The sequence below is a fragment of the Microcoleus sp. Pol12B3 genome (genome assembly GCF_036701355.1).
Classification (GTDB): Bacteria; Cyanobacteriota; Cyanobacteriia; order Cyanobacteriales; family Microcoleaceae; genus Microcoleus.
On sequence record NZ_JAUBQS010000019.1, the window covers coordinates 32,723 to 55,617 of the forward strand.

Genomic DNA, 22,895 nt, shown 5'->3' on the forward strand with positions numbered 1-22,895 from the left:
CGGTCAAAAGTTGCAGAGCGACTCCCAAAAACAAATCAGAATATTTAATCAATGGAGCTCGACAAAGGTTATAAATAAAAGCTATAAGGTATATCTACCTTTGGGTAGTTTTATAAATTTCCCAATAGCTGTATTTTTCGCTGTTTAATTAGCTTCATGCCCCAACTTGTCTTGATTCACCCGCAAATCCCCCCAAATACTGGCAATATCGCCCGCACTTGCGCTGCCACAGGCACGGAACTGCATTTAGTCGGCCCGCTGGGGTTTGAAATTAGCGATCGCTACCTGAAACGGGCCGGCTTAGATTACTGGCCCTACGTTAACCTCCAGTGCCACGAAGACTTAGCGGCTTTTCAGGCCTATCGGGAGCAGCGCGGGGGACGATCGATCGGATTCAGCACTGGCGGGCGATGCAATTACGCGCAATTCCAATTTCAGCCCAGCGACTGGCTGATGTTTGGCTCGGAAACTGTAGGCATTCCCCAATTCGTCTTGGATGCCTGCGACGCCACACTTTTTATTCCGATGAGCCAGCCTGGAGTCAGGAGTTTGAACCTCTCCGTCAGCGCCGCTGTGGGTTTATTTGAGGCTAAACGACAGTTGGGGGAGCTGGGATAAATCATTATCAACACATAAATATATAGATATTTAATAGCTGGCCGAGGCTGCCCAGTCTCCATTTTAATATAAGAAATTTGTATCAAAGGAGTGAAAATTTCGATAGCCGACATTAATATATTTTATTCATTCAAAAACAGATTGTTATCAGCAACACCAAATTACTCCCAAGATGATTCAGCAACAAAAACAGAGAATTTTAGCGATTTAGGGCGTGAGCGAGTACCAGCTTGGGTCTGAACACTATATCTAGTAAATATACGGTTGTAGGTTGTCCGGAAATTAGCCTAAAGTCTGATAATAGGTGAGAGTTCAGAGCCTTACCGGAACGGAGAATTTATGTATTCGTTCCAGCTATTGCGGTGTAAGGCTTGTGGGGTTAATTGCAGCAGGTTTGACCGAGAATTTTAAAATTTCTGACGGTTTGAGCTTGTCTAAATTAAAAAAGCAAGGTAATCTGGCCTAAGCATGATAGCTGTCAACAATCAGAATATTTTTGCTTGTTGATTTAAACTCAGCGTCATGCGATCCCCTTGAGTGTTTCCAAGGACAGTTAGCGCTTCTCAGTAGGAGGTCGTTTTTTTGAAACGAACATATCCCCAAATTAAGCCTGTTCAGGCTAGTGAAATCGACAGAGACGGTTCTGCGGAACCATCCAAACAGACAACGCTCAGCACAGGCAGAGTTCGCTCTCTCGCCACGATCGGGCTGGCAATATCGGTAGGTGCTTCTGGCATCCTGCTACCGAGAAATGGAGACAGCGCTCGCGCGTCTGAACTCGCACCGACATCAGAATCCACCGCTGAAGTACAGCCAGTCTCGGCCAACGGGCCCGCTACCTCCGCACAAGTTGACGGTTCCAGGGCCGAACAGCCCGGATCACCTTCTGACCGGGTGGCGGTTAAGGTGCAGCAGGGGCAAAGCCTTTGGGAGCTTTCTCGGGATTATGAAGTTGAACCGTCGGCACTAGCAACTGCCAACGACATCAAACCCGATACCATACTCCAAGTTGGCCAACAGCTCAGAATTCCGACTGCGACGGAAGCCACACCACAACAGAACGCAGGCTATAGCACATCGGCTGGGCTAGAGCACGCAGCGACGGTCAATCCCGAACAAGAGTTAAATCTGACTGGCTCCGAGCCATTGGATAGTGCAGCCATGACAGCGCTGCCATCAACCGCAGCGACCCCGCTGGTCACGGCGGTACCGGAACAAAGTTCGATCGACATCCCGAATGCAGACGGGGCGATCGACAGTTTGAAAAAACAGGAAAACCGCACCACAGAATCGGGTCGAACCCTGTTAGGGTCTGAGGGGGGAGCAAATTTATCTACACCTGGGGCATTTTTACCCGAGTCAGCACCGACGCAGACCTCTCCCGGGTATGCAACTGGGACAACTATTCCTGACCTCAATGCCACACCTGTAATTCCCAATGCCGGGGAAGGTCAAGCAGCATCGCCCGATAGAGCATTCGAGTCAATTGAACAGTCTTTGGCAACACCAAGTGTGCCCTCGGCTGTGCTAGTCCCCCCTGCGGGAAGTACCGCCGCGCCGGCTGAGGTTCTATACAGCGTGCGTCCGGGAGATACGGTAGATGCGATCGCCAAAGGTCACGGCGTATCGCCCAAAGATCTGATCTCCGTCAACAAGCTGGGCAACCCCAACTTGCTGAATGTCAATCAACGGCTCAAAATTCCCCAAGTTGGGTTTAAAAATCCAGGGGTGGAGGCTGCAGCATCTTATTCTGCCTCCAACTCTACATCTGTCTGGGCGGCGAGTTCGGTTCCCGCATCTTTGAACCCCAGCTCGTCTACCTCGGAAATAGCCGGTGCTGGCGTTGCAGCACCCGCACCCACAGTGCCTGTTGTCTCTCCCCTGGAGAACCTGGAAGGTCTGAACAATATTTCAGCGCCCATGGTTCCCCAAATTAATAGCATTCCGCTGACTCAAGTTTCCCAAACCATTAGCGATCCACGGAAGCTGGATCTCCAAGGCGAACCAACATTTACAGGTGCAGTTGACACCAGTGCCCTGCCTGCACCAGCCCGTGAAAATGCTACCGCTATCGCTACGGGAGCATACCCGCAGCCGATCGGCTTCGTGGCAAATACTAGCGCCCAGGCTTCAAATGCCGATCCAACTAGCGCTTTACCAGACTCGAATTCGGAGGCTCTCCCCACCGCAGAAGCTCTCAACCCTTATTCCGAACGCTTGAGGGCAGAAGTGGTCAGGCTGCGAGAGGAATATCGTGCCTCGCGCAATTCGATCGGCTCCAATGCGGTGTCCCTAGCTCCAACTGACGGGCCATCGGTCAACCCGTCTGAGGATATGCCAAGTGTCAATCCATATCTCTACACCCCCGACTATACTGAGGCGGTGCAGAATGAAATCAGCAGACCGCCATCGAGAGCCTGGTCTGAGCATGTTCAGAAGCAGCAGCAAGAGCGTTTAGACCCCTCTCGCGCCGCGGAACTGCAACCGATAAACCTGACGCCGACCTCTGCTGGGCAGCGGCCTGTGGTAGCAACTGCTCCTTTGGGAGCCGACGGTTACGATCCCCTAAGCAACCCGTCTTTGGGACGGATGGTTTCTCCAGAACTGCCTCCGCTTTCGAGCCCTGATACTTATCTGCCTAACGGCAAACAACAGTCGGCTAACGGGTTTATTTGGCCGTCGAAGGGTGTTCTTACTTCTGGCTACGGCTGGCGGTGGGGACGGATGCACAAAGGAATTGATATTGCAGGGCCGATCGGCACGCCAATTGTGGCAGCATCAGACGGGGTGGTTACCTATGCTCAGTGGAACGACGGCGGCTACGGGTATCTGGTGGAAATTACCCATCCTGACGGCACTGAGACTGTCTATGCGCACAACAGCCGGATTTTGGTGCAAAAGGGTCAGAAAGTTGCTCAAGGAGAACAGATTTCCGAAATGGGCAGCACGGGCTTCAGTACCGGGCCTCACTTGCACTTTGAAATTCATCCCGCCGGACAGGGTGCTATCAACCCAATGGCTTTTCTGCCAGACGATGCGTCCAGCGCTTCTCGGTAACGACTGGTCGGAAGTTATGGGTTTTGAATGATTATCAAAACTCATAACTTTTACTGGAAGTTATGAGAAATAATGTTGTGTGAAAAGAAGACATAGCTAGCCCTACCGTGCTACGATAGTAAATCGTGAAGTAGATTTGGCTCAGTGGCGCAGTGGTTAGCGCAGGGGACTCATAAGCCCAAGGTCGCAGGTTCAAATCCCGCCTGAGCCATTATTAAATCAAAAAAAATACGCTCTCAAAATTGAGAGCGTATTTTTTTTGATTTATCCAGAAGATACTTGTAGTCGTTATGAGTATGATATATTTGTAACAGTTCGTAAAAAAGGAAACAAAATCTATGACCAGTGAATGCCTCCGGGTTGGTCAAGCTGCACCCGATTTCGCAGCAACAGCCGTAGTGGATCAGGAATTCAAGACTGTTAAACTGTCAGACTATAAAGGCAAAAAGTATGTAGTCCTGTTCTTCTACCCCTTGGACTTCACCTTTGTGTGCCCGACTGAGATTACAGCATTTAGCGATCGCTTCGAGGACTTCAAGAAAATCGATACCGAAATCCTCGGCGTATCCGTTGACAGCGAATTCTCTCACCTCGCTTGGATACAAACAGACCGCAAATCAGGCGGTGTCGGCGACCTCAACTATCCCTTAGTTGCTGACCTCAAAAAAACAATTAGTTCAGACTACAACGTCCTCGACCCTGAAGCAGGCGTTGCCCTCAGAGGTCTGTTCATCATCGACAAAGAAGGCATCATCCAACACTCTACTATTAACAATCTTGCCTTTGGCCGCAACGTGGATGAAACTCTCCGTACTCTGCAAGCTATCCAACACGTCCAGTCTCACCCCGATGAAGTTTGTCCCGCCGGGTGGCAGCCCGGTGACAAGACTATGACTCCCGATCCGGTCAAGTCTAAGGTATTCTTTGCTGCAGTTTAAGCACATTATAGGTGTAGGGACACGGCACGGTCGTGTCCCTACCCGCAGGGAAATTCATTTAACTGGATTTTTAATTAGCAATTAGCAATTACCAAATTAGGAAATATGCTGACTTCTACTAATTTTAGCGGCTTGTTAAATCAGCGATTTTTCCAAAATTTATTGCCTGTTCCGGCGACTAATGTTCTGAACCTGGGGCAGATGACGCCAGATTTTGAATTGCCGGATATTAATAATGGAAAATTGGTACGGCTGTCGAATTATCGCGGCGATAAGCCGGTAATTTTGGCTTTTACGCGGATTTTTACTGAAAAGCAATATTGCCCTTTCTGTTTTCCTCACATTAAAGCTTTGAATGAAAACTGGGAAAAATTTGCCGATCGCAATATAGAATTATTGATGGTGGCCAGTACCGACGATCGCCAAAGCCAAATTGTGGTTAGAGATTTAGGCTTGAAAATGCCTCTGCTTTCTGATCCAGGCTGTAAAGTGTTTCGGGCTTATCAAGTCGGTCAGGCTTTAGGTGCTCCTTTGCCTGCTCAGTTTGTTTTGGATGCAGATGGAAAACTCCTCTTCAAACATTTGTTTTCTTTCATAGACCACAATGCTAGTGTGGACACTTTATTGAAATATGTCGATCGGTAAGGACACCGCTACTGTGTCCTAATTAAGAGTTTTTCACCGCTGATGTACGCTGGTTTAGGCCCATCAGCGGGATTTTTTCATAGGTTGACACTGGCTGCAAGCGACCTTTAGTTATAAATACTTATTGTGCCAATTTCGATGGCGGAATGTTGCCATGTTCGCTCGACATTAATCTAGGCTATAGCTTGAAGGTACTTAGTACAAGTTTAAGCCAATGTCGTCTCCCAAAGATCGAACGAGCAAAATTGAATTGAGCGTCTTAGCGTCGCATCCTGAGTTGTTGACAGGTTTAGAAGCGTGGCTGCGTCTAGGTTTGCTTTCGCCCGCTGAGGTTGAGGAATGGTGCCGCCAGTATTTAGTCTGCCCACTCACAGAGCCCGCTGTAGACCTTTCTGAAATTGAGGAGTCGCGAGATCCTTTTGCCGAGCCAAAAATACCTGCCTTATCAACGCAAAAAGCAGTACCTAGCAGCAGAGAAAGCATTGCTAGGCCCACAGAAACTACTCAAACCCCTAATTTTATCGCTCAAATTTTGCACTCGCTAATGGCAGAAATTAGCGTGGTGTGGCTGTTGTTTTTAGGAGTGTTCATGGTAGTTGTCTCCTCTGGAGTCTTAGCTGCCAGTCAGTGGGAAAGATTTCCGGCCGCCGGACAATATGGAGTTTTATTAGCTTATACTTTAACCTTTTGGGCGATTAGCAGTTGGGCCAACAGACAGGTTAATTTGCACTTGACTGCTCAAACTTTGCAAGAAGTGACACTGTTGCTAGTGCCGATCAATTTTTGGGCAATGGATACTTTTGGATTGTGGGGGTATCCTTGGGATTGGGTGGTAGCAATCGCAGCGGCACTTATTTTGACTTGGATAACTGCCCGGATTATCAAAGATCAATATCAAAGCTGTTCTGGAAAAAACATCACTCGTTCGATCGCCCTAAATCACTTGGGATTGAGTTATTTGCACTGGGGGTGGGCATTTGTCGGCTTTTCCCTTACTGCGGTTTATGTGGGTACAGTGGGAACTGCTGCTATTACAGTTTATCAAGTTCAGCAACAACGATTGCAATCTATCCAACGTGGGGTAACTACTGAAACATTCCCCGCTGCTTTCAGTTTGAGCAGAGATTTTCTGACTTACAAAAAAGCGGCTTTAATAGCTTATTCGTTAGGAATTTTACTGGGTCGAGCGATATTTGTCAAAGATGTAAATATCGCTGAAATGGGTTTAGCTTTGGCGATTTGTGGCGTGCTTTTAGCATGGCTGGATTGGCAGCACCCCCTCGCATCTGAAACTATTGAAAATAATATATCCGACCAGCCAAATCCCAGCAACTTTTTTAACTGGCAATTAGCGGGAATGGGTTTGTTGGGTTTGGGGTACCTGGTTTGTTTTCGCGACATTCCGCTACAGGCGATCGCAGTTAGCGGATTGGCTGTTTGGTTTTTTTATAACCGTTTAGTGAGATTTTGGCAAGAGTTTGATTTGCTAATGCTGGAGGCGGTGGGGCTTCAGAGTATTTGGCTGTTTTGGCGAGTGCTTCCTTTAGGGATTAGAACACAAGTTGTGGCATTTTTAGCTCAGCTTACAAACTCTCAGGAAACTCCTTGGGCTTTTTGGGGTGTTCTGCTTTTGCCTTATTTAATTTTAATGGTAAGTGCAGCGCAGTGGCTCTACCGCAAACGAAGGTTTCAACTTGCCAGTTTTGGCGAAAACCTTGCTCTCGGTTTGGGGAGTGGTTTAACTATTATTAGTTTTGTCAATCCGTTTTGGCGATCGCTCAATTTATTCGTCTCTACTTTAATTCTAGGTTGGATTACTTGGAAATACGTAATTCCAGATAATTCTCGGCGAGTTTCGAGGTCGGCTTCTGCGGCTGAACAACCGGGAAATCCGGCAATTTTAATTACCATAACTCACATTATTGGTTTATGCGCGATAGCTTCTGCAATTGACTTATTTTTGCCCAACCAGCCACCCAATATTTGGTCGGCAATATTATTGATTTTTATGGTTGCTGAGTGGGTATTTTTTGTCTGGATGAAAGCGGCGACTTTCCGAGAAAATTCTGGCTTTTTCCGCTGGCATCCTGCTTGGTCCCAAAGTTCCTGGTATTTGGGCTTAGTATTAGCAGGATTCAGCTTTATCTTGTTGCAAAATTATGTGATTGCGGGTACTGCCACTCATCGCCCTCAGTGGAGTTTGCTCTGGCTGGCAACTCCTTTGGCATTGACTGGTGTTGCTAAATATACTGAGAGTCCTCACAAAAAAGTTGCCAGTACATTTAGTACAATCGCCCTAATATTTGCACAATTTATAATTTTTCTTTTTCCGGGGTTTCGGTTAATTGGTTTGGGCTTGGCAGCCGGATTAATGTTGGTTAATACTTACTATTTAGTCGAATTGCCAGCGGCTGTAATTGAAGTGGGATTTGGCTTGAGTTTCGTAGCTGCAGCGATCGATCAATTAGGTTTTGTGTCTGGTTGGCTTTGGGGAATTGCCGGGGCGATCGCTCTTTTGTGTCTGTGGTTGCTTCGCAGCATAATAGTTCGTTTTTCCAACCGTTTGCCTGAGCCTTCTCAATTAGGTGAAATTTACGAGCGAGCTTTAGATGGATGGGCAATCTTACTGGCAAGCTTGCTGTTAACAACTATTACTTTTTATTCCTATGAACTCTACGCAGGCAGTAGCTTAAGTTTCCAGCCCTCTACTGAAGTTTTGGCTGCTATTTTGGTGATAATGGCTGCGATTATTTTCCGAAATTTACGCCAACTTTCCCCTCTGGCAATTTATGCCTTGGCTTGGAGTTTGGAGTTGTTGACAGCAGTGGGTTTGAGTTTTGTCGATCGCACTACGATTAATTTGGCAGTTGCTAATATCGCTCTCGGATTGTTTACTCAATTATTGGGTGATGTATGGCGGCGCCGCCACCCCGATCCAACAATTTTACCTGGCATTCATTTTATACCTTTGGTTTACGGGGTATTGGGTTTAACTTTCCGATCGCACACTTTGACGAATTGGACTGGTTTAACTGTGTTGGGGGCGTCTTTAATTGCGATCGGAATTGGTAGGCGGGAGCCAGAATTCAAACCTTTGGTTTATTTGGGATTAATTGGCTTCTCCGTTGCGGCTTACGAATCGCTACTATATCAACTTTTTCAAACACCGGGAGGAGCTTTTGGCGATGGCTTAATTGTCCTGGCAACTCTCGGCACAACTTTAACATATATCTATCGCATTTTATCTCCTTGGCTCAGCAATTATTTACATTTAACTAATGCAGAGTTAAAAATATTTGCTCACCTGCATTGGGTTTTGAGCAGTTTGCTGCTGATTTGGGCTTCTGCCGATGATATTAAGTCCGGCTTAAGTTTAGGATTAGTCACTGGTGCTTTATTAGTTCAATATGCTTTCTTGCAAGGGCGAAATAATCTCGATCGCCAATGGGCAGAAATTTGGATTTACTTGGGCTGGCTCGAAGCCTTTGGCATCCGGCTTTACTGGATCAATACACCTTTAGTTAAGTATATTTCCGGGCCGCTGGGGCCTTGGAAAGTTGCCCTCGCTTCTCTATTAGCTTATTTCATTTACATTTTGCCTTGGGACAACTGGGGTTGGTCAAAAAAACCTTGGCAGGTAATTGCTTCGCTGATTCCAATAGTTACTATTTTGGAAAGTCCGGCTAAGTTTTATCCGATTAGCTTGCTGATAGCTGCCGCGTTCTATGTTTTCCTGGCTTGGGAAAGGCAGGAAGTCCGTTTTACCTATGTGAGTGTGGCGATAATTGACTGGATATTGCTGCGATGGTTTGGGGAAATAGGATTGACTAAGCCAGAGTTTTATGTTACTCCTTTAGGATTTTCTTTACTTTACATTACTCAGTTCGATCGCACTCTCAAATTACCAGCAGAAAAACCGCTGCGCCACAATCTGCGAATGCTCGCAACTGCGCTGATTTGCGGGATGCCTCTTTTGACTCAGCAAAACCACGGTTTAGTTGCGGGGGCTTTTAGTTTGGCGGCTATTGCAGCGGGTTTGGCGCTGCGAGTTCGGGCGTTTTTGTTTGTGGGAACGGGAATTTTTTTAATCAATGTTTTCTATCAGTTGGTGGTTCTGATATTCGATTATCCGCTGATTAAATGGGCGATTGGTTTGGCTTTTGGGATTGTGTTTATCTGGATTGCTGCTACTTTTGAAACGCGGCGCGATCGCATTTCTGCTTTCGTGCACCATTGGGTTGTGCAATTACAATCCTGGGATTAGATTCAGCGATTGTAAGGCGGGCAATGCCTGCCCTAGTGAAGCACTACTGTTCGATGTAGTATAATCACATTATTAGACCTGTGAACGCAGACAAAAACTCTTATATTCCCGGCATAACCAATGATCACAACTCAGTTAATCAAGCGGTTATTTACAGTAAAAGAATATCATCAGATGATTGAAGCTGGCATCTTGACCAAAGATGATAAAGTTGAATTAATTCGAGGAAAAATTGTTCAAATGGCCGCCGTCGGTAGAAGGCATACATCTCATGTCAAGCGTCTGACAGAGTTATTCTATATCCGCTTATTATCGAGAGTAACCATTGGAGTTCAAGATCCGGTAGAATTGGACGATCACTCGGAACCTGAACCGGATATTTCTTTACTGCGGCGGCGCGATGATTTTTACGAATCGGGACATCCTCAGTCTGAGGATATTTTACTAATTGTGGAAGTAGCGGATGCAACCGCTGAAACTGACAGAAATATCAAAATTCCTCTTTATGCCGAAGACAATATTGTAGAAGTTTGGCTGGTAGATATTAACGAGCAATGTGTAGTAGTTTATCGCGAACCTTCTCCATCGGAATACCAAAATATTCAAAGATTCCAGCGAGGTCAGACTTTATCTATTCTAGCTTTTCCAGATGTAGAAATTGCTGTAGATAATGTGTTGGGATAAAAGAGGCAGAACTCATACCATTTTAGCTTTTAGATATTAGATTTTAGAATTGGGAATGACTTATTATATAAGGATTTGGATATTGCCTAAAGTTGATTTTCTTAAACTGGTTTCATTTAATTAAAAACCCGGTTTCTCGGAGAAACCGGGTTTTCAATCAACAGTATTTATCCGTTGGTAGAGTGCATTAATGGCTTAATGCGAATTCTGGCAATTTCGGCTCAGATGGACCATCAGGCACTACCTTAACCTGACCGTTTTCATCCACATCAACGATCGCCTTTTGGCCGTCTTTCAACTTCCCAGACAGCATTTCCTCAGCCAGTACATCTTCCAACAAACGCATGATTGCGCGGCGCAAAGGTCGAGCACCGTAGCTGGGATTGTAGCCTTCTGTAACTAACAAGTCCTTGAACCGATCTGTCACCGACAAAGTAATACCCTGTTCGGTTAAGCGGCTGAAGACTTGCTGCAACATAATGTCCGCAATCTGCTTGACTTCTTCCCTGTTCAACTGGCGGAAGACGATAATCTCATCCAAGCGGTTGATAAATTCTGGACGGAAAAACTGTTTCAGTTCTTCGTTTACCAGGCTGCGAACGCGGTTGTACTGCCCGTCTGCGGCACTTTCAGCAAACTCGAAACCGAGACCGCCGCCACCTTTTTCAATCACTCGCGAACCGATGTTTGAGGTCATGATCAGCAGCGTATTCTTAAAGTCTACTGTCCGACCTTTAGCATCAGTCAAGCGGCCGTCTTCCAAGATTTGCAGCATCATGTTGAAGACATCCGGGTGAGCTTTTTCGATTTCGTCGAACAAGATGACCGTGTAAGGACGGCGCCGGACTGCTTCTGTTAGTTGGCCGCCTTCATCGTAGCCGACGTAACCGGGAGGCGAACCGATGAGTTTGGAAACCGTGTGGCGTTCCATGAATTCGGACATATCTAACCGAATCATGGCTTCTTCGGAACCGAAGAAATATGTTGCTAGGGCTTTTGTAAGTTCCGTTTTGCCGACGCCTGTGGGGCCGGAAAAGATGAAACTGGCGATCGGGCGATTAGGATTTTTCAAGCCTACCCGCGCGCGGCGGATGGCCCGAGAAACTGCGGTGACAGCTTCTTCTTGACCGATCAAGCGCTGGTGCAGGGTGTCTTCCATGTGCAGCAGCAATTCCGATTCGGATTCTGTCAGCTTGCTGACTGGTACTCCCGTCCAATTAGCCACGATGTGGGCGATGTCTTCTTCGGTGACGATGGGAGAAGTTTTGAGTTGGCTTTTGTTGATCGTAGCTTCGGCGATTTCGGCTTCAATTTCTAATTCGCGATCGCGCAATTTTCCAGCTTTGTCGAAGTCTTGCTCGCGCACTGCTGCATCTTTTTCTTTTGTTACTGCCGGCAGTTGCTTTTTGAGCTCTTTAACTTCGGGGGGGGTTTGTGAATTCATCACGCGGACGCGGGAACCTGCTTCGTCAATTAAGTCGATCGCCTTGTCTGGCAAAAACCGATCATTAATATATCTGTCTGACAGTGTAGCCGCTGCTTCTAAAGCTGCGTCGGAAATGGTCAGTCTGTGATGCTGTTCGTAAGCCGATCGCAACCCGTACAATATTTCTATTGTTTCAGCCACGCTCGGTTCACCGACTTTGATCGGTTGGAAGCGCCGTTCTAAGGCAGCGTCGCGCTCGATGTGCTTACGATATTCGTCCAAGGTAGTGGCGCCGACACACTGCAATTCGCCTCTAGCAAGGGCGGGTTTGAGCATATTGGAGGCGTCCATGCTGCCTTGAATTGCGCCTGCACCGACTAAGGTGTGAATTTCATCAATTACCAGAATGATGTTGCCGGCAGCGCGAATTTCGGCCATGATTTTCGTCAGCCGTTCTTCAAATTCGCCTCGGAACTTTGTACCAGCAATCAGCGAACCCATATCGAGACTGATTACTTGTTTGTCTTCTAAAATTTCCGGGACGTTTCTATTAACAATCCGCTGGGCTAGACCTTCGGCGAGGGCTGTTTTGCCGACTCCCGGTTCGCCTACTAACACTGGATTGTTCTTCGTGCGGCGGCCGAGCACTTGGATCACGCGCTCGATTTCATTTTCGCGGCCCACTACGGGGTCAAGTTTGCCTGCTGCGGCTAACTTGGTCAAGTTTGTGCCAAATTCTTCTAAAGTCGGGATTTTGCGATCGCCACTCTCTCCCCTACCTCCGGGTACCGCCGCGACTTCTCCCACGGCACGAATTACCTGGGTGCGGACTCTTTGGCGATCGATTCCCAAGTTTTGCAGCACCTTCGCCGCCACCCCTTCATCGTCCTGAATCAGCCCCAGCAGGATGTGCTCGGTGCCGATGTAATTGTGGCCTAACTGCCGCGCTTCGTTCAGCGCCGTCTCAAAAATGCGCTTGACGCGGGGCGTAAAAGGTATTTCCGGCGGGAGGAACCCGGAACCTCTACCGATGATATTTTCGATTTCATTGCGTGCCTCTTTCAAATTGAGGCCCATATCCAGTAATACTTTTGCAGCGATGCCAGTGCCTTCGCCGACGAGTCCCAGAAGAATTTGCTCGGTGCCTACAAAATTGTGACCGAGGCGCCGCGCTTCCTCTTGGGCTAGCATGATTGCTTTAATGGCTTGTTCTGTAAAGCGTTCAAACATATTTTTTCTATCCTACTGTCTGGGCGAGGGCTGTATCGCTGCTGGTGAGGAGCGATTTGGAACACTACACAAATTATAGATGTAAATTTTTGTGTATTTCCTTCTCTAACAATGTATCTTGCTAAAGGGGGAGGGACAGTGGGGAGAGCCGAATAGTAGGGGTGTGGTTGCCGTCCGCTGTCGTTCGGATATTAATTGAGAATAATAGTAGCAAAATGGCTTGATTCCATGAATACTATCATTTTATCTATAAATAGATTCTTGTACGAGTAAATAAAGCTTGATTTTTTTTACTTAAGTACGTGGTTTAATTAAGCATATAAAAGTTTTAATGTCAAGACTTTTGACGGTTGAGGGTGGTCAGGCAACAGCCAACAGCCAACAGTCAACAGCCAACAGCGACTCGAATCAGATATATTTTCAACTCTGAGCAGAACTCGATGCAATTTCTCTCGCAATACCAAATCCACTCTACTCTCCACGAAGGTATCGAAACAATTATTTATCGAGGAAAAATCCCCACCCAGCAGGAGACAACTGTACTCAAAATCCTGAAAGCTGAATATCCCACCCTCGATGCAATTACCCGGATCAAGCACGAGTATCGCATTCGCCAACATTTAGACCATCCGGGCCTAGTTAAAGTAATTAGCCTAGAAACCTTTGACAACCGTCTCGGCTTGCTTTTAGAAGACTTTAATGGCGAATCTCTCGATCGCCTGATGTCCCGACAAAAGCTCGAAGTCATCACCTGTTTGAGGTTTGGTATTCAACTCATAAAAACCTTAGAATATCTGCACCTTCAAAAAATTATTCATAAAGACATTAAGCCTAGCAATATCATCATCAACAGCCAAACAGGAATTATTAAACTGACCGATTTCGGGATTGCTTCGCGATTGTCTAAAGAAAACCCCCAAATTAATAATACTAACTCGCTAGTCGGTACTTTTGCTTATATGTCTCCCGAACAAACCGGGAGAATGAACCGCACCCTCGACTACCGCACAGACTTTTATTCTCTCGGAATCACTTTATATGAAATGCTGACAGGTCAGTTGCCATTTATGAGCAACGACCCGTTAGAGATAGTTTACAGTCACATAGCTTCTCAAGCAATTTTACCGCATCAAATTAATTCAGACATTCCACCACCCCTTTCACAAATTTTGATGAAATTGATGGCAAAAAATGCCGAAAGTAGATATCAAACAGCAGGCGGATTGTTAGCCGATTTAGAAATTTGTTTACATCAGTTAGAAACTACAGGCAAGATAGTCGATTTTACGCCGGGAAACTTAGATATATTGAGTCAGTTGTTGATTCCTCAAAAATTGTACGGACGGGAAACACAAGTCAGCGAACTATTGGCAGCATTTGAACGTGTAGCTAATCCTTGTGAGGAAATTTCTTCCCCTTCCCAAATTGAACTGATCCTAGTTTCTGGTTATTCAGGTATAGGCAAATCGGCCGTAGTCAGCGAAATTCAAAAACCCATCACCAGACAGCGGGGCTATTTTATTTCAGGTAAATTTGACCAATTCAAGCGGAATATACCTTACGCATCTTTAATTCAAGCTTTTCAATCTTTGATCCAGCAGTTACTTGCGGAAAATAACGAAAAATTACAAGATTGGCAACATCAACTTTTAGCCGCACTAGGCGATGCCGGACAAGTAATTATTGACGTGATTCCCGAACTAGAATTGGTAATTGGCAAACAGCCTGCCGTTGCGGAACTTGCCCCCACAGAAGCACAAAACCGCTTTAACAGGCTATTCAAAGAATTTATCCACGTATTCGCGCAAAAAGAGCATCCATTAGTCATATTTATCGATGACTTGCAGTGGTCAGATTCAGCGACCTTGAAATTAATGGAATTGCTAGCGACTGACCCCGATAGCAAATATTTACTATTAATTGGAGCCTATCGAGACCATGAAGTTAGCTCTACACATCCTTTAATGCAAACAGTAGAGTGCCTTCAAGCCACGGGGAGTATTCTCAACAATTTAGTGCTGGAACCTCTTTCTTTAGCCCAGGTGACTGAGTTAATTTCTGAGACATTGAATGACTCAGAAAGAATTCAACCTTTAGCGGAGTTAATTTGGAATAAGACTGGTGGGAATCCTTTTTTCTTGACGCAATTGCTCAACACTCTTTATCAAGAAAAACTTTTGAGATTTGATTTTACCCGGCTGCTGTCTCCCGGAAGAAGAGGGGAGTGGCAGTGGAACATTGAGGAGATTCACGCTATTGGCATCACAGATAAGAGTGTAGTTGAACTGGTAGCCAGTCGGATTCAACAATTGCCAGAGACTACACAACAAGTTTTGAAATTAGCCGCTTGTGTTGGGGACAAATTCACTTTAGATGTTCTCTCTACTGTCAACGCAAAATCTCCGTCAGTCACTGCGACTGAACTCTGGGATGCTTTGCAAGCGGGGTTAATACTTCCATTGAATGAGAGTTACCTCATTCCTTTATTTTTAGATGGAGAAGCAGGAGCTAATTTAACTTTCGATTCTTCGCGAATCAGCTATAATTTCTTGCACGATCGCGTCCAGCAAGCTGCATATTCGCTGATTCCTGAGGATGAAAAGAAAGCTACTCATCTTAGCATAGGTAAATTGCTACTTGAAAATACGCCATCTGATAAAGTAGAAGAGAAAATTTTTGATATTATCAACCAGTTGAATGTAGGAATGGATTGTCTGAGCCTGCAATCAGAAAAAGATGAATTAGCCGGATTAAATTTAATTGCTGGACATAAGGCAAAAGCAGCTAATGCTTACGAACCCGCTGTTAAGTATTTGAATGCGGGAATGTCGTTATTAGCACCTGATAGCTGGGAGCGCAACTATAGCATGACGCTGCGCTTGTATGTAGAGACGCTGGAAGCGGAATATTTAAACACCAACTTTGAGCAAGCAGAAGTTTTGGCAGAAGTGGTTTTGCGATCGGCGAAACACCAGCTTGACATAGTGAAAGTGTATCAGCTAAAAATCCTATTTTATCAGGCTCAAAGCCAGATGCTAAAAGCTGTTGAAACAGGTCTAGAAGTGCTGGAAATGCTGGGAGTAAACCTATTAGATAACAAAACCATTGCCGTGCCAAAATTGCCGCGAATTGAGGAATTAGAAAACCTGCCAGTTATGACAGATCCTTATCAACTGGCAGCTATGGAAATCCTGACAGCCCTCTATCCTCCTGCTTATATTGCCAAACCAGAAATTGTGTCCTCCCTCGTCTTGACTATGGTCAATCTTTGTATCGATCGCGGTCATTCAGCATTAGCTACTTTTCCCTATACTCTTTATGGAATGATTCTGTGCGGCACCGAAGGCGACATCGAAGCTGGCTACTACGCTGGACTAATTGCTTTAAAGCTGCTAGAACAATTTAATGCTAGCCAACAGAAAGCTAAGGTTTATGTAATGTTTAATGGTCATATAAGAATCTGGAAAGAGTCTACTAAAAATACACTTGCTTCCTTTCTCGAAGGAAGGAATTTTGGTTTGGAAAGTGGTGACTTAGAATGGGCAATTTATAATTCTAAGCACTATATTACCAATTTGTTTTGGGTGGGAGAACCCCTAGAATATGTCAAAGAGAAACAAAGCATTTATATGGAATTTTTGGTAAAAAATACACACGAATTTGCCATAGGTTATGCTAAAATTTGGCAAATAATTGCTTCAAGCTTAATAAGCGAAACAGCAGAGCAAGTACGATTAGTTAGCGCCAGGTTGGATGAACCTGCTGTGATATCGCGTTGGCAGAAAGAAAATAATCGAATGTCGCTGTTTGCAGCTTATGTTGCTAAATTGATGCTGCTTTATTTATTGAAAGATTATGCTGCGGCTGTTGCCCGCGGTAAATTAGCGGCAGAATATGCAGATGGGGCGATCGGCTTAATCACTGTTGGGGTACACAATTTCTACTATTCGCTCGCTCTCCTCGCTCACTATCCTGACAGTGAAAATCAAGAAGCATACCTAGCTATTGTTAACTCTAATCAACAAATTATGAAAAAGTGGGCTTACCATGCACCCATGAATTATCAGCACAAGTACGAGTTAGTTGAAGCTGAGAAAGCTCGACTTTTCAGCGATAAACTTGCAGCCATGGATTATTATGACTTAGCTATTAAAGGAGCGGCGGCTAACGGTTACATCCAAGAAGAAGCATTAGCTTATGAGTTAGCTGGAGAGTTTTATCAATCTTTGGATAAAGACATAATTGCTCGATCTTATTTGACAAAAGCTTATTATGCCTACATCCGCTGGGGACTATAGCAAAAGTTAAATACTTAGAATCCCGTTATCCTTATTTAGTCGATCGCAATCAGGGAGCAATATCTAAAAATGTTGATCTTATGACTGCTACCACTACTGTTGACAATAGCTTGATGCTGGATTTACCAACTGTTGTCAAAGCATCTCAAGCTGTTTCGAGCGAAATTATCCTCAGCCGTTTGCTAGAGAAACTTGTACAGCTTGTAAAGGAAAATGCAGGCGCTCAAAAAGTATTATTTCTTGCCAAAACAGGTAATCAATTATTCATAGAAGCTGGACTTACAGGTCAGTTTAATGATGTAACCCTGTTACAATCTCTCCCGATTGCCGAATCCGAGATGCTCCCAATTTCATTGATTAACTATGTAGAAAGAACCCAAAAATACTTAGTTTTAGATGATGCTACCCGATCCGAGCAATTCCAATTTGACCCTTATATTGCCGCCACTCAACCCCTATCTATCCTGGTATTGCCAATTATCCATCAAGGCAACCTTACGGGAATTTTTTATTTAGAAAATAATTTAACAAAAGGTGCTTTTACTAGCGACAGGGTAGAAATTTTGGGAATCCTGTGTGCACAAGCAGCTATTTCTCTAGAAAATGCTCGTTTTTATACTATTCTGGAAACGCGAGTAGCCCAAAGAACTGAGAATTTGCATACTGCACTGGAAGAACTTCGCCACACTCAAGTGCAGCTAATTCAAAGTGAAAAAATGTCCAGTTTAGGTCAAGTGGTCGGTGGAATTGCTCACGAAATTAATAACCCGATTAACTTTATTTATGGAAATTTATATTACACCAATGAATACGCTGAAAACTTACTAAATCTCCTACGTTTATACCAAAATAATTACCCAAATCCCGTACCAGAAATAGTAAATGAAATACAGCAAATAGATTTAGATTTTTTAATGAATGATTTCACTAAAATGATAGATTCAATGAGGGTGGGTGCTGCGAGGGTTCGCGATATTGTGCTGTCGCTGCGAAACTTTTCTCGGTTAGATGAATCTGATAGAAAATGGGTTAATCTTCACGAAGGTATCGACAGCACGTTGATGATTTTGGATCACAAATTAATTGATATTCAAGTGATAAAAGAGTACGGCAATTTGCCTTTAGTGAACTGCTATCCGGGAGAAGTTAATCAGGTATTTATGAATGTCCTGACCAATGCGATTGATGCTTTTTGTCACGAAAGAGGGAGTGAAGTTGACTGGAAACAGACTCCGACAATTCAGATTTGCACTGAAGTCGCGGAAGGCAATCAAGTAGCGATTCGCATTGCTGATAATGGTGTGGGGATGAATTCGGAGGTGCTCGGTAAAATATTCGATCCGTTTTTTACTACTAAACCGATAGGTAAGGGGACTGGTTTGGGATTGTCTATCAGTTATCAAATCGTGGTAGAACAGCATGGAGGAAAGTTAATTTGCAAGTCGGAACATGGAGAGGGCAGCGAGTTTACAATACTGCTGCCGTATTGATGAATTAAAGCCATCGTGAAAGCAACTGTTTAATTACTTCCACAAAGCCGATCGCAATTTGGATCAACGGCCAACCCACAAAACAAATTAACACCGCCCAGCGAGTTTGAATATCCAAACCTTGGCGAACCGCCACAATTACAGCTAGCAAACTCCAGACAGCTAATATCCGCTCTATTCCTTCTCCCAGCAAGGGAATTAAGGTTAAAAAATTCAGCACTTGGGGCGCGTAAGCAAAGCCGATCGGAACCAACAACTCCCTATAAGCTACGTGACCCGGTTTCAGCCACTCCCCGATTTTAAAGATAGTAAAAGTCCAAAAATAATAACCCCCCGCAACTGCCAAACCATCTATCCAAAGTGTTAAAAATAACACTGATAGCTCAGTTCGGTTGATTAACAAGATGACGGCACTGCCCAGCACGCGGGACAGCGCTGCTAAAATTACAATTGTTAAAGCTATGCGCTTAGTTCTGCCAGTGTAGGGAGTTTTTTCGTAAAAATTGCCGTTCAAAGAAAGTGCGTTCCAAAGCGTTGCGCCCAAACCTGCAATTGAATCTTCTCCCTTCACGTTGAACTCCTGCTCCTCAAGATAGTTGACAACTTTTACAAAATAAGCTCTAATACAGCAGAATCACCGAACTATTTCTAGGTAATTAAGTAATTAATTGGCATTCTACCAGATTTTATTAAATGCTAAGATTGATTTTACGGATACTTGCATGGTTGCGCGGGGGAAGTTTAAATTTGTTGCTCATCGCAGGTGTAATCCTGATAATTTGGGGCATTCTTTCCCCGGTGGGGACTGTTATATGGTGGCTGAATCAAAGTGCAGAAACTTTGGGGATCAAGAAAAATCCGCCGGAGATATTGCCCTCAAACAAGGGCAATCTAGAAGCGCGCAAGTCTTCGCAGCTCAATTGTTATATCATCTTTTTACCGGGAGTTGGCGATTTTTCGGGGGACGAATTAACCCCTGGTGAAGAGTTTTTTCTCAAGGGTTTAGTTAAAAGTCACCCGCAGTGCGTAGCAGTGGGCGATGTTTTTCCTTATTCAGCTTCTAACAAAAGTTTAGGAGGAGAGCGCTGGCTAGCTCCTTTTTGGCGGTTTGCAGAACAGGCACAAAAAGGGCCAATTGCGGGGGATATATTCATCAAAATTCGCAATCTTTGGAGGTTTGCAATTTCTCTAGATTATCGCTACGGCTTTGCATACAATCAGGGAATTGCTAATGCAATTATCGATCGCATGAATGCTCAATCTCCCATTTCAGTTAATCGTCAAAAACCTTTGAAAGTTATTTTAATTGGCACTAGCGGCGGCGCACAAGTTGCTTTGGGTGCTACTCGCTATCTTAAAGAATGGCTGAAGGCAGAAATTACAGTTGTTTCGGTTGGGGGCGTGTTTTCGGGAGAAAATGGTTTTGCAGAAGCCGATCGCATTTTTCACTTTCGCGGCACTCGCGATTCAATTGAGGATATTGGCGGCATAGTTTTTCCGAGTCGCTGGTACTGGTACGCGACTTCTCCTTTCAATCAAGCTCGTTTGCAAGGCCGCTATGCAGAAGCTTTGAGTGGCCCTCACAAGCACGACGGGGATGAGGGATATTTTGGGGAAAATCTGGCGGCGGACGGTAAAAAGTATGTAGATATAACGCTGGACAAGATTAATCAATTGCCTGTTTGGTCTAAGGGCGCGTCCGATTGATGAGTTCTTGCATATTTGATCCCTGTACAATTATAATTAAGTTATGACGAAAAATTTGAGTTTTAATTTATTCATAAATAGAGGAGTGCCGTTCATCATTAAAAACTAATTTTATTATAGTCAATAAGAAAAAAAATCTGGGAAGTTGCTCAGAGGAACGCCAGGAATATACAATTTAAATACACAACTGCTTAGTCATTAGTCATTAGTTATTAATGGTGTCATTGTTGGTGGAGCGTCGCTTGAAGCTTGCCATTGTTGCCTTCCAATCTCTACCGCAATTCCCGATCCCCGATGCCCAATTCCCAATTCCCAATTCCCAATTCCCCATTCCCCATTATCAATGTCTCGACCAACATTATATATTGCCATCACCAATCACGGATTCGGCCACGCTGTCCGAGTTGCGTCCGTAGCTGCAAAAATTCAAGAATTAAATCCAGATATCTTACTAATTATCACAACAACAGCACCTCGCTGGCTGCTAGAATGTTATATTGGTGGCGACTTTATTCACCGTCCCCGCGCTTTTGATGTGGGTGTCGTGCAAGCTGACAGTTTGAATATGGATAAAGACGCAACGCTGGAAAAATTACGGGAAATTCGGAAAAAGCAAAATTCCCTAATTGCAAGCGAAGTTAATTTTATCAATCAAAATCGGGTGGGTTTGGTGCTGGCAGACATTCCTCCTTTGGCAACGCGAATGGCGGCCTCGGCTGGGGTTCCTTGCTGGATGATGAGCAATTTTGGGTGGGATTTTATCTATCGCGATTGGGGCGGGGAATTTGTAGAAATGGCAGATTGGATTGGTGAATGTTTCGGAATGTGCGATCGGCTTTTTCGTCTTCCTTTGCACGAACCGATGGCAGCTTTCCCCAATATTCAAGATGTGGGCTTGACTGGCGGCAATCCTCGCTACAGTAACGAAAAAATTCGGGAAGTATTTGGCATCGAAACACCGCTGGAAAAAACTGTATTGTTGACTTTCGGCGGACTGGGTTTAGAAGAAATTCCTTATCAAAATTTACAGCAATTTAGCGAGTGGCAATTTATTACGTTTGATGCGGGAGCTCCCGATTTGCCGAATTTGATTTATGTCAAAAATCAGGAGCTTGCACAATTTTTCCCGATTTTACCGCGTCCGGTTGATATTATGCCTGTTTGCGGGCGCTTAGTTTCTAAACCGGGATACAGCACTTTTGCGGAAGCTTTGCGCTTGGAAATACCTGTTGTTTCTATAATGAGAGAAGGTTTTGCAGAAGCTGCGGTGTTGCTGGAAGGGATTCAAAATTATGCGGAACATCAAATTTTGACGGCGACGGAGTTTTTTGAGGGGGATTGGGAGTTTTTGCGACAACCGCTGCATCCGCCCTGTTTGTCGGATAAATTGGATAAAAATGGTACGGAGGCGATCGCCCAAGCTGTTGTAGACTATTTTTCATAAGTGCGATTAGAAATCGATCTTACACAAACAAAGTCTACCTCCGCCGACAGAAGACTTTTACATCAGTCTCATCCAAAATCTAAAAGCTAAAATCGAATGAATCACTATCAACAGATACTCAAGATTCAAACTACAGGGAAATCTCTGTGCAAAATCACTCCTAAGATAGAAGATGTGGTGGCGAATTCAGGTATTAAAACGGGACTTTGTAGTTTATTTTTGCGCCATACTTCTGCTAGTTTGGTGATTCAAGAAAATGCTGACCCGGATGTACTTAAGGATTTGGCTAACTTTTTGGCTAAACTGGTACCGGAGGGCGATCGCTACATTCACGATGCGGAAGGCCCAGACGATATGCCGGCACACATTCGCACTGCGCTGACTCACACTTCCGAACAAATCCCGATCGATCGCGGCAGGTTGCTGTTAGGAACTTGGCAGGGAATTTACCTGTGGGAACACCGCCAGCGGGGCCACATTCGCGAGTTAGTTGTTCACGTCAGCGGCACTTGATCGGAATTTGTACCTCGCTGATTTTAGTTGCTTCCGGCGTCATCGGGGAATTATAAAAAAAGCGGCGCGGCGGCCCGACTATTTCGTATTCAGGATGTTCTTGAAGCCAATCTTTGAGTTTCTGGAGGTTATTTTCGTAGCTTTCCCAAGTGTAGGCCCCGCGCACGCCGATGCTGACAACTGTCATCGGAGAAGTATCTGTGACTTCTACAGCGGAGTTAACGCTGCTGGGGGCGATATTTGGTTCGGGATAGAGGAACGAAACTTCTGCTTGGGGAACTGCATCGATTTGCCCGGAATTTTCCGTGTAGCGCGCTTCTACTGGCGTTGTCATCGCAATTTGGTTGTTGCTGATGTGTTGAAATAAGGGATTGAAGGCGATGCCAGTTGCTTGTCGCAAATCGCCCGCATGGGTGTAGGTGACAGCGCGGTAGTGAGGATATTGCTTAACTTCTATGACCCCAATCTGTGCGGGTTCAGGGAATCCAGTAGGTAATACCATTTGAGATTTAAAAGTTGAGATTTTACATTGAAGAATGGGGAAGACTGACTCCGCAAGGGTTTGGAACTTGCTTGCAGTT

Annotated in this window: 12 protein-coding genes, 1 tRNA gene and 1 pseudogene; 11 read left to right on the forward strand and 3 right to left on the reverse strand. The window is 45.0% G+C overall.

Translation table 11 applies throughout. The features are described 5' to 3' along the window. Positions 1–156 precede the first annotated feature (156 nt). The 7 genes from QUA53_RS11950 to QUA53_RS11980 all read left to right on the forward strand — a co-directional run bounded on the left by QUA53_RS11950 (position 157) and on the right by QUA53_RS11980 (position 10,206). Complete coding sequence (locus QUA53_RS11950) at positions 157–618, forward strand: tRNA (cytidine(34)-2'-O)-methyltransferase (RefSeq protein WP_333097545.1); 462 nt, start codon at positions 157–159, stop codon at positions 616–618. A 582-nt stretch (positions 619–1,200) separates the two neighbouring features. Further along, positions 1,201–3,675 carry a peptidoglycan DD-metalloendopeptidase family protein gene (locus QUA53_RS11955; protein ID WP_333097543.1) on the forward strand — a complete coding sequence of 825 codons (2,475 nt, stop codon included), beginning with the start codon at positions 1,201–1,203 and terminating at the stop codon, positions 3,673–3,675. Between the two features lie 138 nt (positions 3,676–3,813). Beyond that, positions 3,814–3,886, forward strand: a tRNA-Met gene (locus QUA53_RS11960). 127 nt (positions 3,887–4,013) lie between these two features. Then, on the forward strand, positions 4,014–4,613 hold the full coding sequence (locus tag QUA53_RS11965; RefSeq protein ID WP_190663488.1) for a peroxiredoxin: 600 nt from the start codon (positions 4,014–4,016) through the stop codon (positions 4,611–4,613). 105 nt (positions 4,614–4,718) lie between these two features. Then, positions 4,719–5,258: a redoxin domain-containing protein gene (locus tag QUA53_RS11970; RefSeq protein ID WP_333097542.1), complete on the forward strand. Its 540-nt coding sequence runs from the start codon at positions 4,719–4,721 to the stop codon at positions 5,256–5,258. Positions 5,259–5,472: 214 nt separating this feature from the next. Beyond that, positions 5,473–9,522 (forward strand): hypothetical protein, encoded by a 4,050-nt coding sequence (locus QUA53_RS11975; RefSeq protein ID WP_333097541.1) that lies wholly within the window; start codon positions 5,473–5,475, stop codon positions 9,520–9,522. 120 nt (positions 9,523–9,642) lie between these two features. Next, a complete protein-coding gene (locus QUA53_RS11980; protein WP_333097540.1) occupies positions 9,643–10,206 on the forward strand; it encodes a Uma2 family endonuclease in 564 nt (187 codons plus the stop codon). A gap of 187 nt (positions 10,207–10,393) precedes the next feature. Here QUA53_RS11980 and QUA53_RS11985 read toward each other — a convergent pair whose 3' ends face one another. Beyond that, the gene (locus QUA53_RS11985; RefSeq protein ID WP_333097539.1) at positions 10,394–12,862 is read right to left on the reverse strand and encodes an ATP-dependent Clp protease ATP-binding subunit; all 2,469 of its coding nucleotides are present in this window, start codon (positions 12,860–12,862) and stop codon (positions 10,394–10,396) included. 440 nt (positions 12,863–13,302) lie between these two features. Between QUA53_RS11985 and QUA53_RS11990 the strand changes: the two are divergent. Then, positions 13,303–18,650, forward strand: a pseudogene (locus tag QUA53_RS11990) (trifunctional serine/threonine-protein kinase/ATP-binding protein/sensor histidine kinase). A 4-nt stretch (positions 18,651–18,654) separates the two neighbouring features. Here QUA53_RS11990 and QUA53_RS12000 read toward each other — a convergent pair. Continuing rightward, on the reverse strand, positions 18,655–19,221 hold the full coding sequence (locus QUA53_RS12000; protein WP_333097534.1) for a hypothetical protein: 567 nt from the start codon (positions 19,219–19,221) through the stop codon (positions 18,655–18,657). A gap of 122 nt (positions 19,222–19,343) precedes the next feature. Between QUA53_RS12000 and QUA53_RS12005 the strand changes: the two genes are divergently transcribed. The 3 genes from QUA53_RS12005 (at position 19,344) to QUA53_RS12015 (ending at position 22,314) form a co-directional block, all read left to right on the forward strand. After that, a complete protein-coding gene (locus tag QUA53_RS12005; protein ID WP_333097532.1) occupies positions 19,344–20,357 on the forward strand; it encodes a hypothetical protein in 1,014 nt (337 codons plus the stop codon). A 343-nt stretch (positions 20,358–20,700) separates the two neighbouring features. Continuing rightward, positions 20,701–21,801 carry a glycosyl transferase gene (locus QUA53_RS12010; RefSeq protein ID WP_333097530.1) on the forward strand — a complete coding sequence of 367 codons (1,101 nt, stop codon included), beginning with the start codon at positions 20,701–20,703 and terminating at the stop codon, positions 21,799–21,801. 96 nt (positions 21,802–21,897) lie between these two features. Continuing rightward, complete coding sequence (locus tag QUA53_RS12015) at positions 21,898–22,314, forward strand: secondary thiamine-phosphate synthase enzyme YjbQ (RefSeq protein ID WP_333062634.1); 417 nt, start codon at positions 21,898–21,900, stop codon at positions 22,312–22,314. Here the strand turns inward: QUA53_RS12015 and QUA53_RS12020 are convergent. Beyond that, entirely contained in the window at positions 22,301–22,816 is a 516-nt protein-coding gene (locus tag QUA53_RS12020) for a heme-binding protein (protein WP_333097529.1), read from the reverse strand. The genes QUA53_RS12015 and QUA53_RS12020 overlap by 14 nt on opposite strands. Between the last annotated feature and the right edge of the window lie 79 nt (positions 22,817–22,895).

Excerpts from the sequence above, each read along its gene's own strand:
- QUA53_RS11965 (WP_190663488.1), top strand. The coding sequence starts at position 4,014 with ATGACCAGTGAATGCCTCCGGGTTGGTCAAGCTGCACCCGATTTCGCA.
- QUA53_RS12015 (WP_333062634.1), top strand. The coding sequence starts at position 21,898 with ATGAATCACTATCAACAGATACTCAAGATTCAAACTACAGGGAAATCT.
- QUA53_RS12005 (WP_333097532.1), top strand. The coding sequence starts at position 19,344 with ATGCTAAGATTGATTTTACGGATACTTGCATGGTTGCGCGGGGGAAGT.
- QUA53_RS11970 (WP_333097542.1), top strand. The coding sequence starts at position 4,719 with ATGCTGACTTCTACTAATTTTAGCGGCTTGTTAAATCAGCGATTTTTC.
- QUA53_RS12020 (WP_333097529.1), bottom strand. The coding sequence starts at position 22,816 with ATGGTATTACCTACTGGATTCCCTGAACCCGCACAGATTGGGGTCATA.
- QUA53_RS12010 (WP_333097530.1), top strand. The coding sequence starts at position 20,701 with ATGTCTCGACCAACATTATATATTGCCATCACCAATCACGGATTCGGC.
- QUA53_RS11950 (WP_333097545.1), top strand. The coding sequence starts at position 157 with ATGCCCCAACTTGTCTTGATTCACCCGCAAATCCCCCCAAATACTGGC.
- QUA53_RS11985 (WP_333097539.1), bottom strand. The coding sequence starts at position 12,862 with ATGTTTGAACGCTTTACAGAACAAGCCATTAAAGCAATCATGCTAGCC.
- QUA53_RS11975 (WP_333097541.1), top strand. The coding sequence starts at position 5,473 with ATGTCGTCTCCCAAAGATCGAACGAGCAAAATTGAATTGAGCGTCTTA.
- QUA53_RS11980 (WP_333097540.1), top strand. The coding sequence starts at position 9,643 with ATGATCACAACTCAGTTAATCAAGCGGTTATTTACAGTAAAAGAATAT.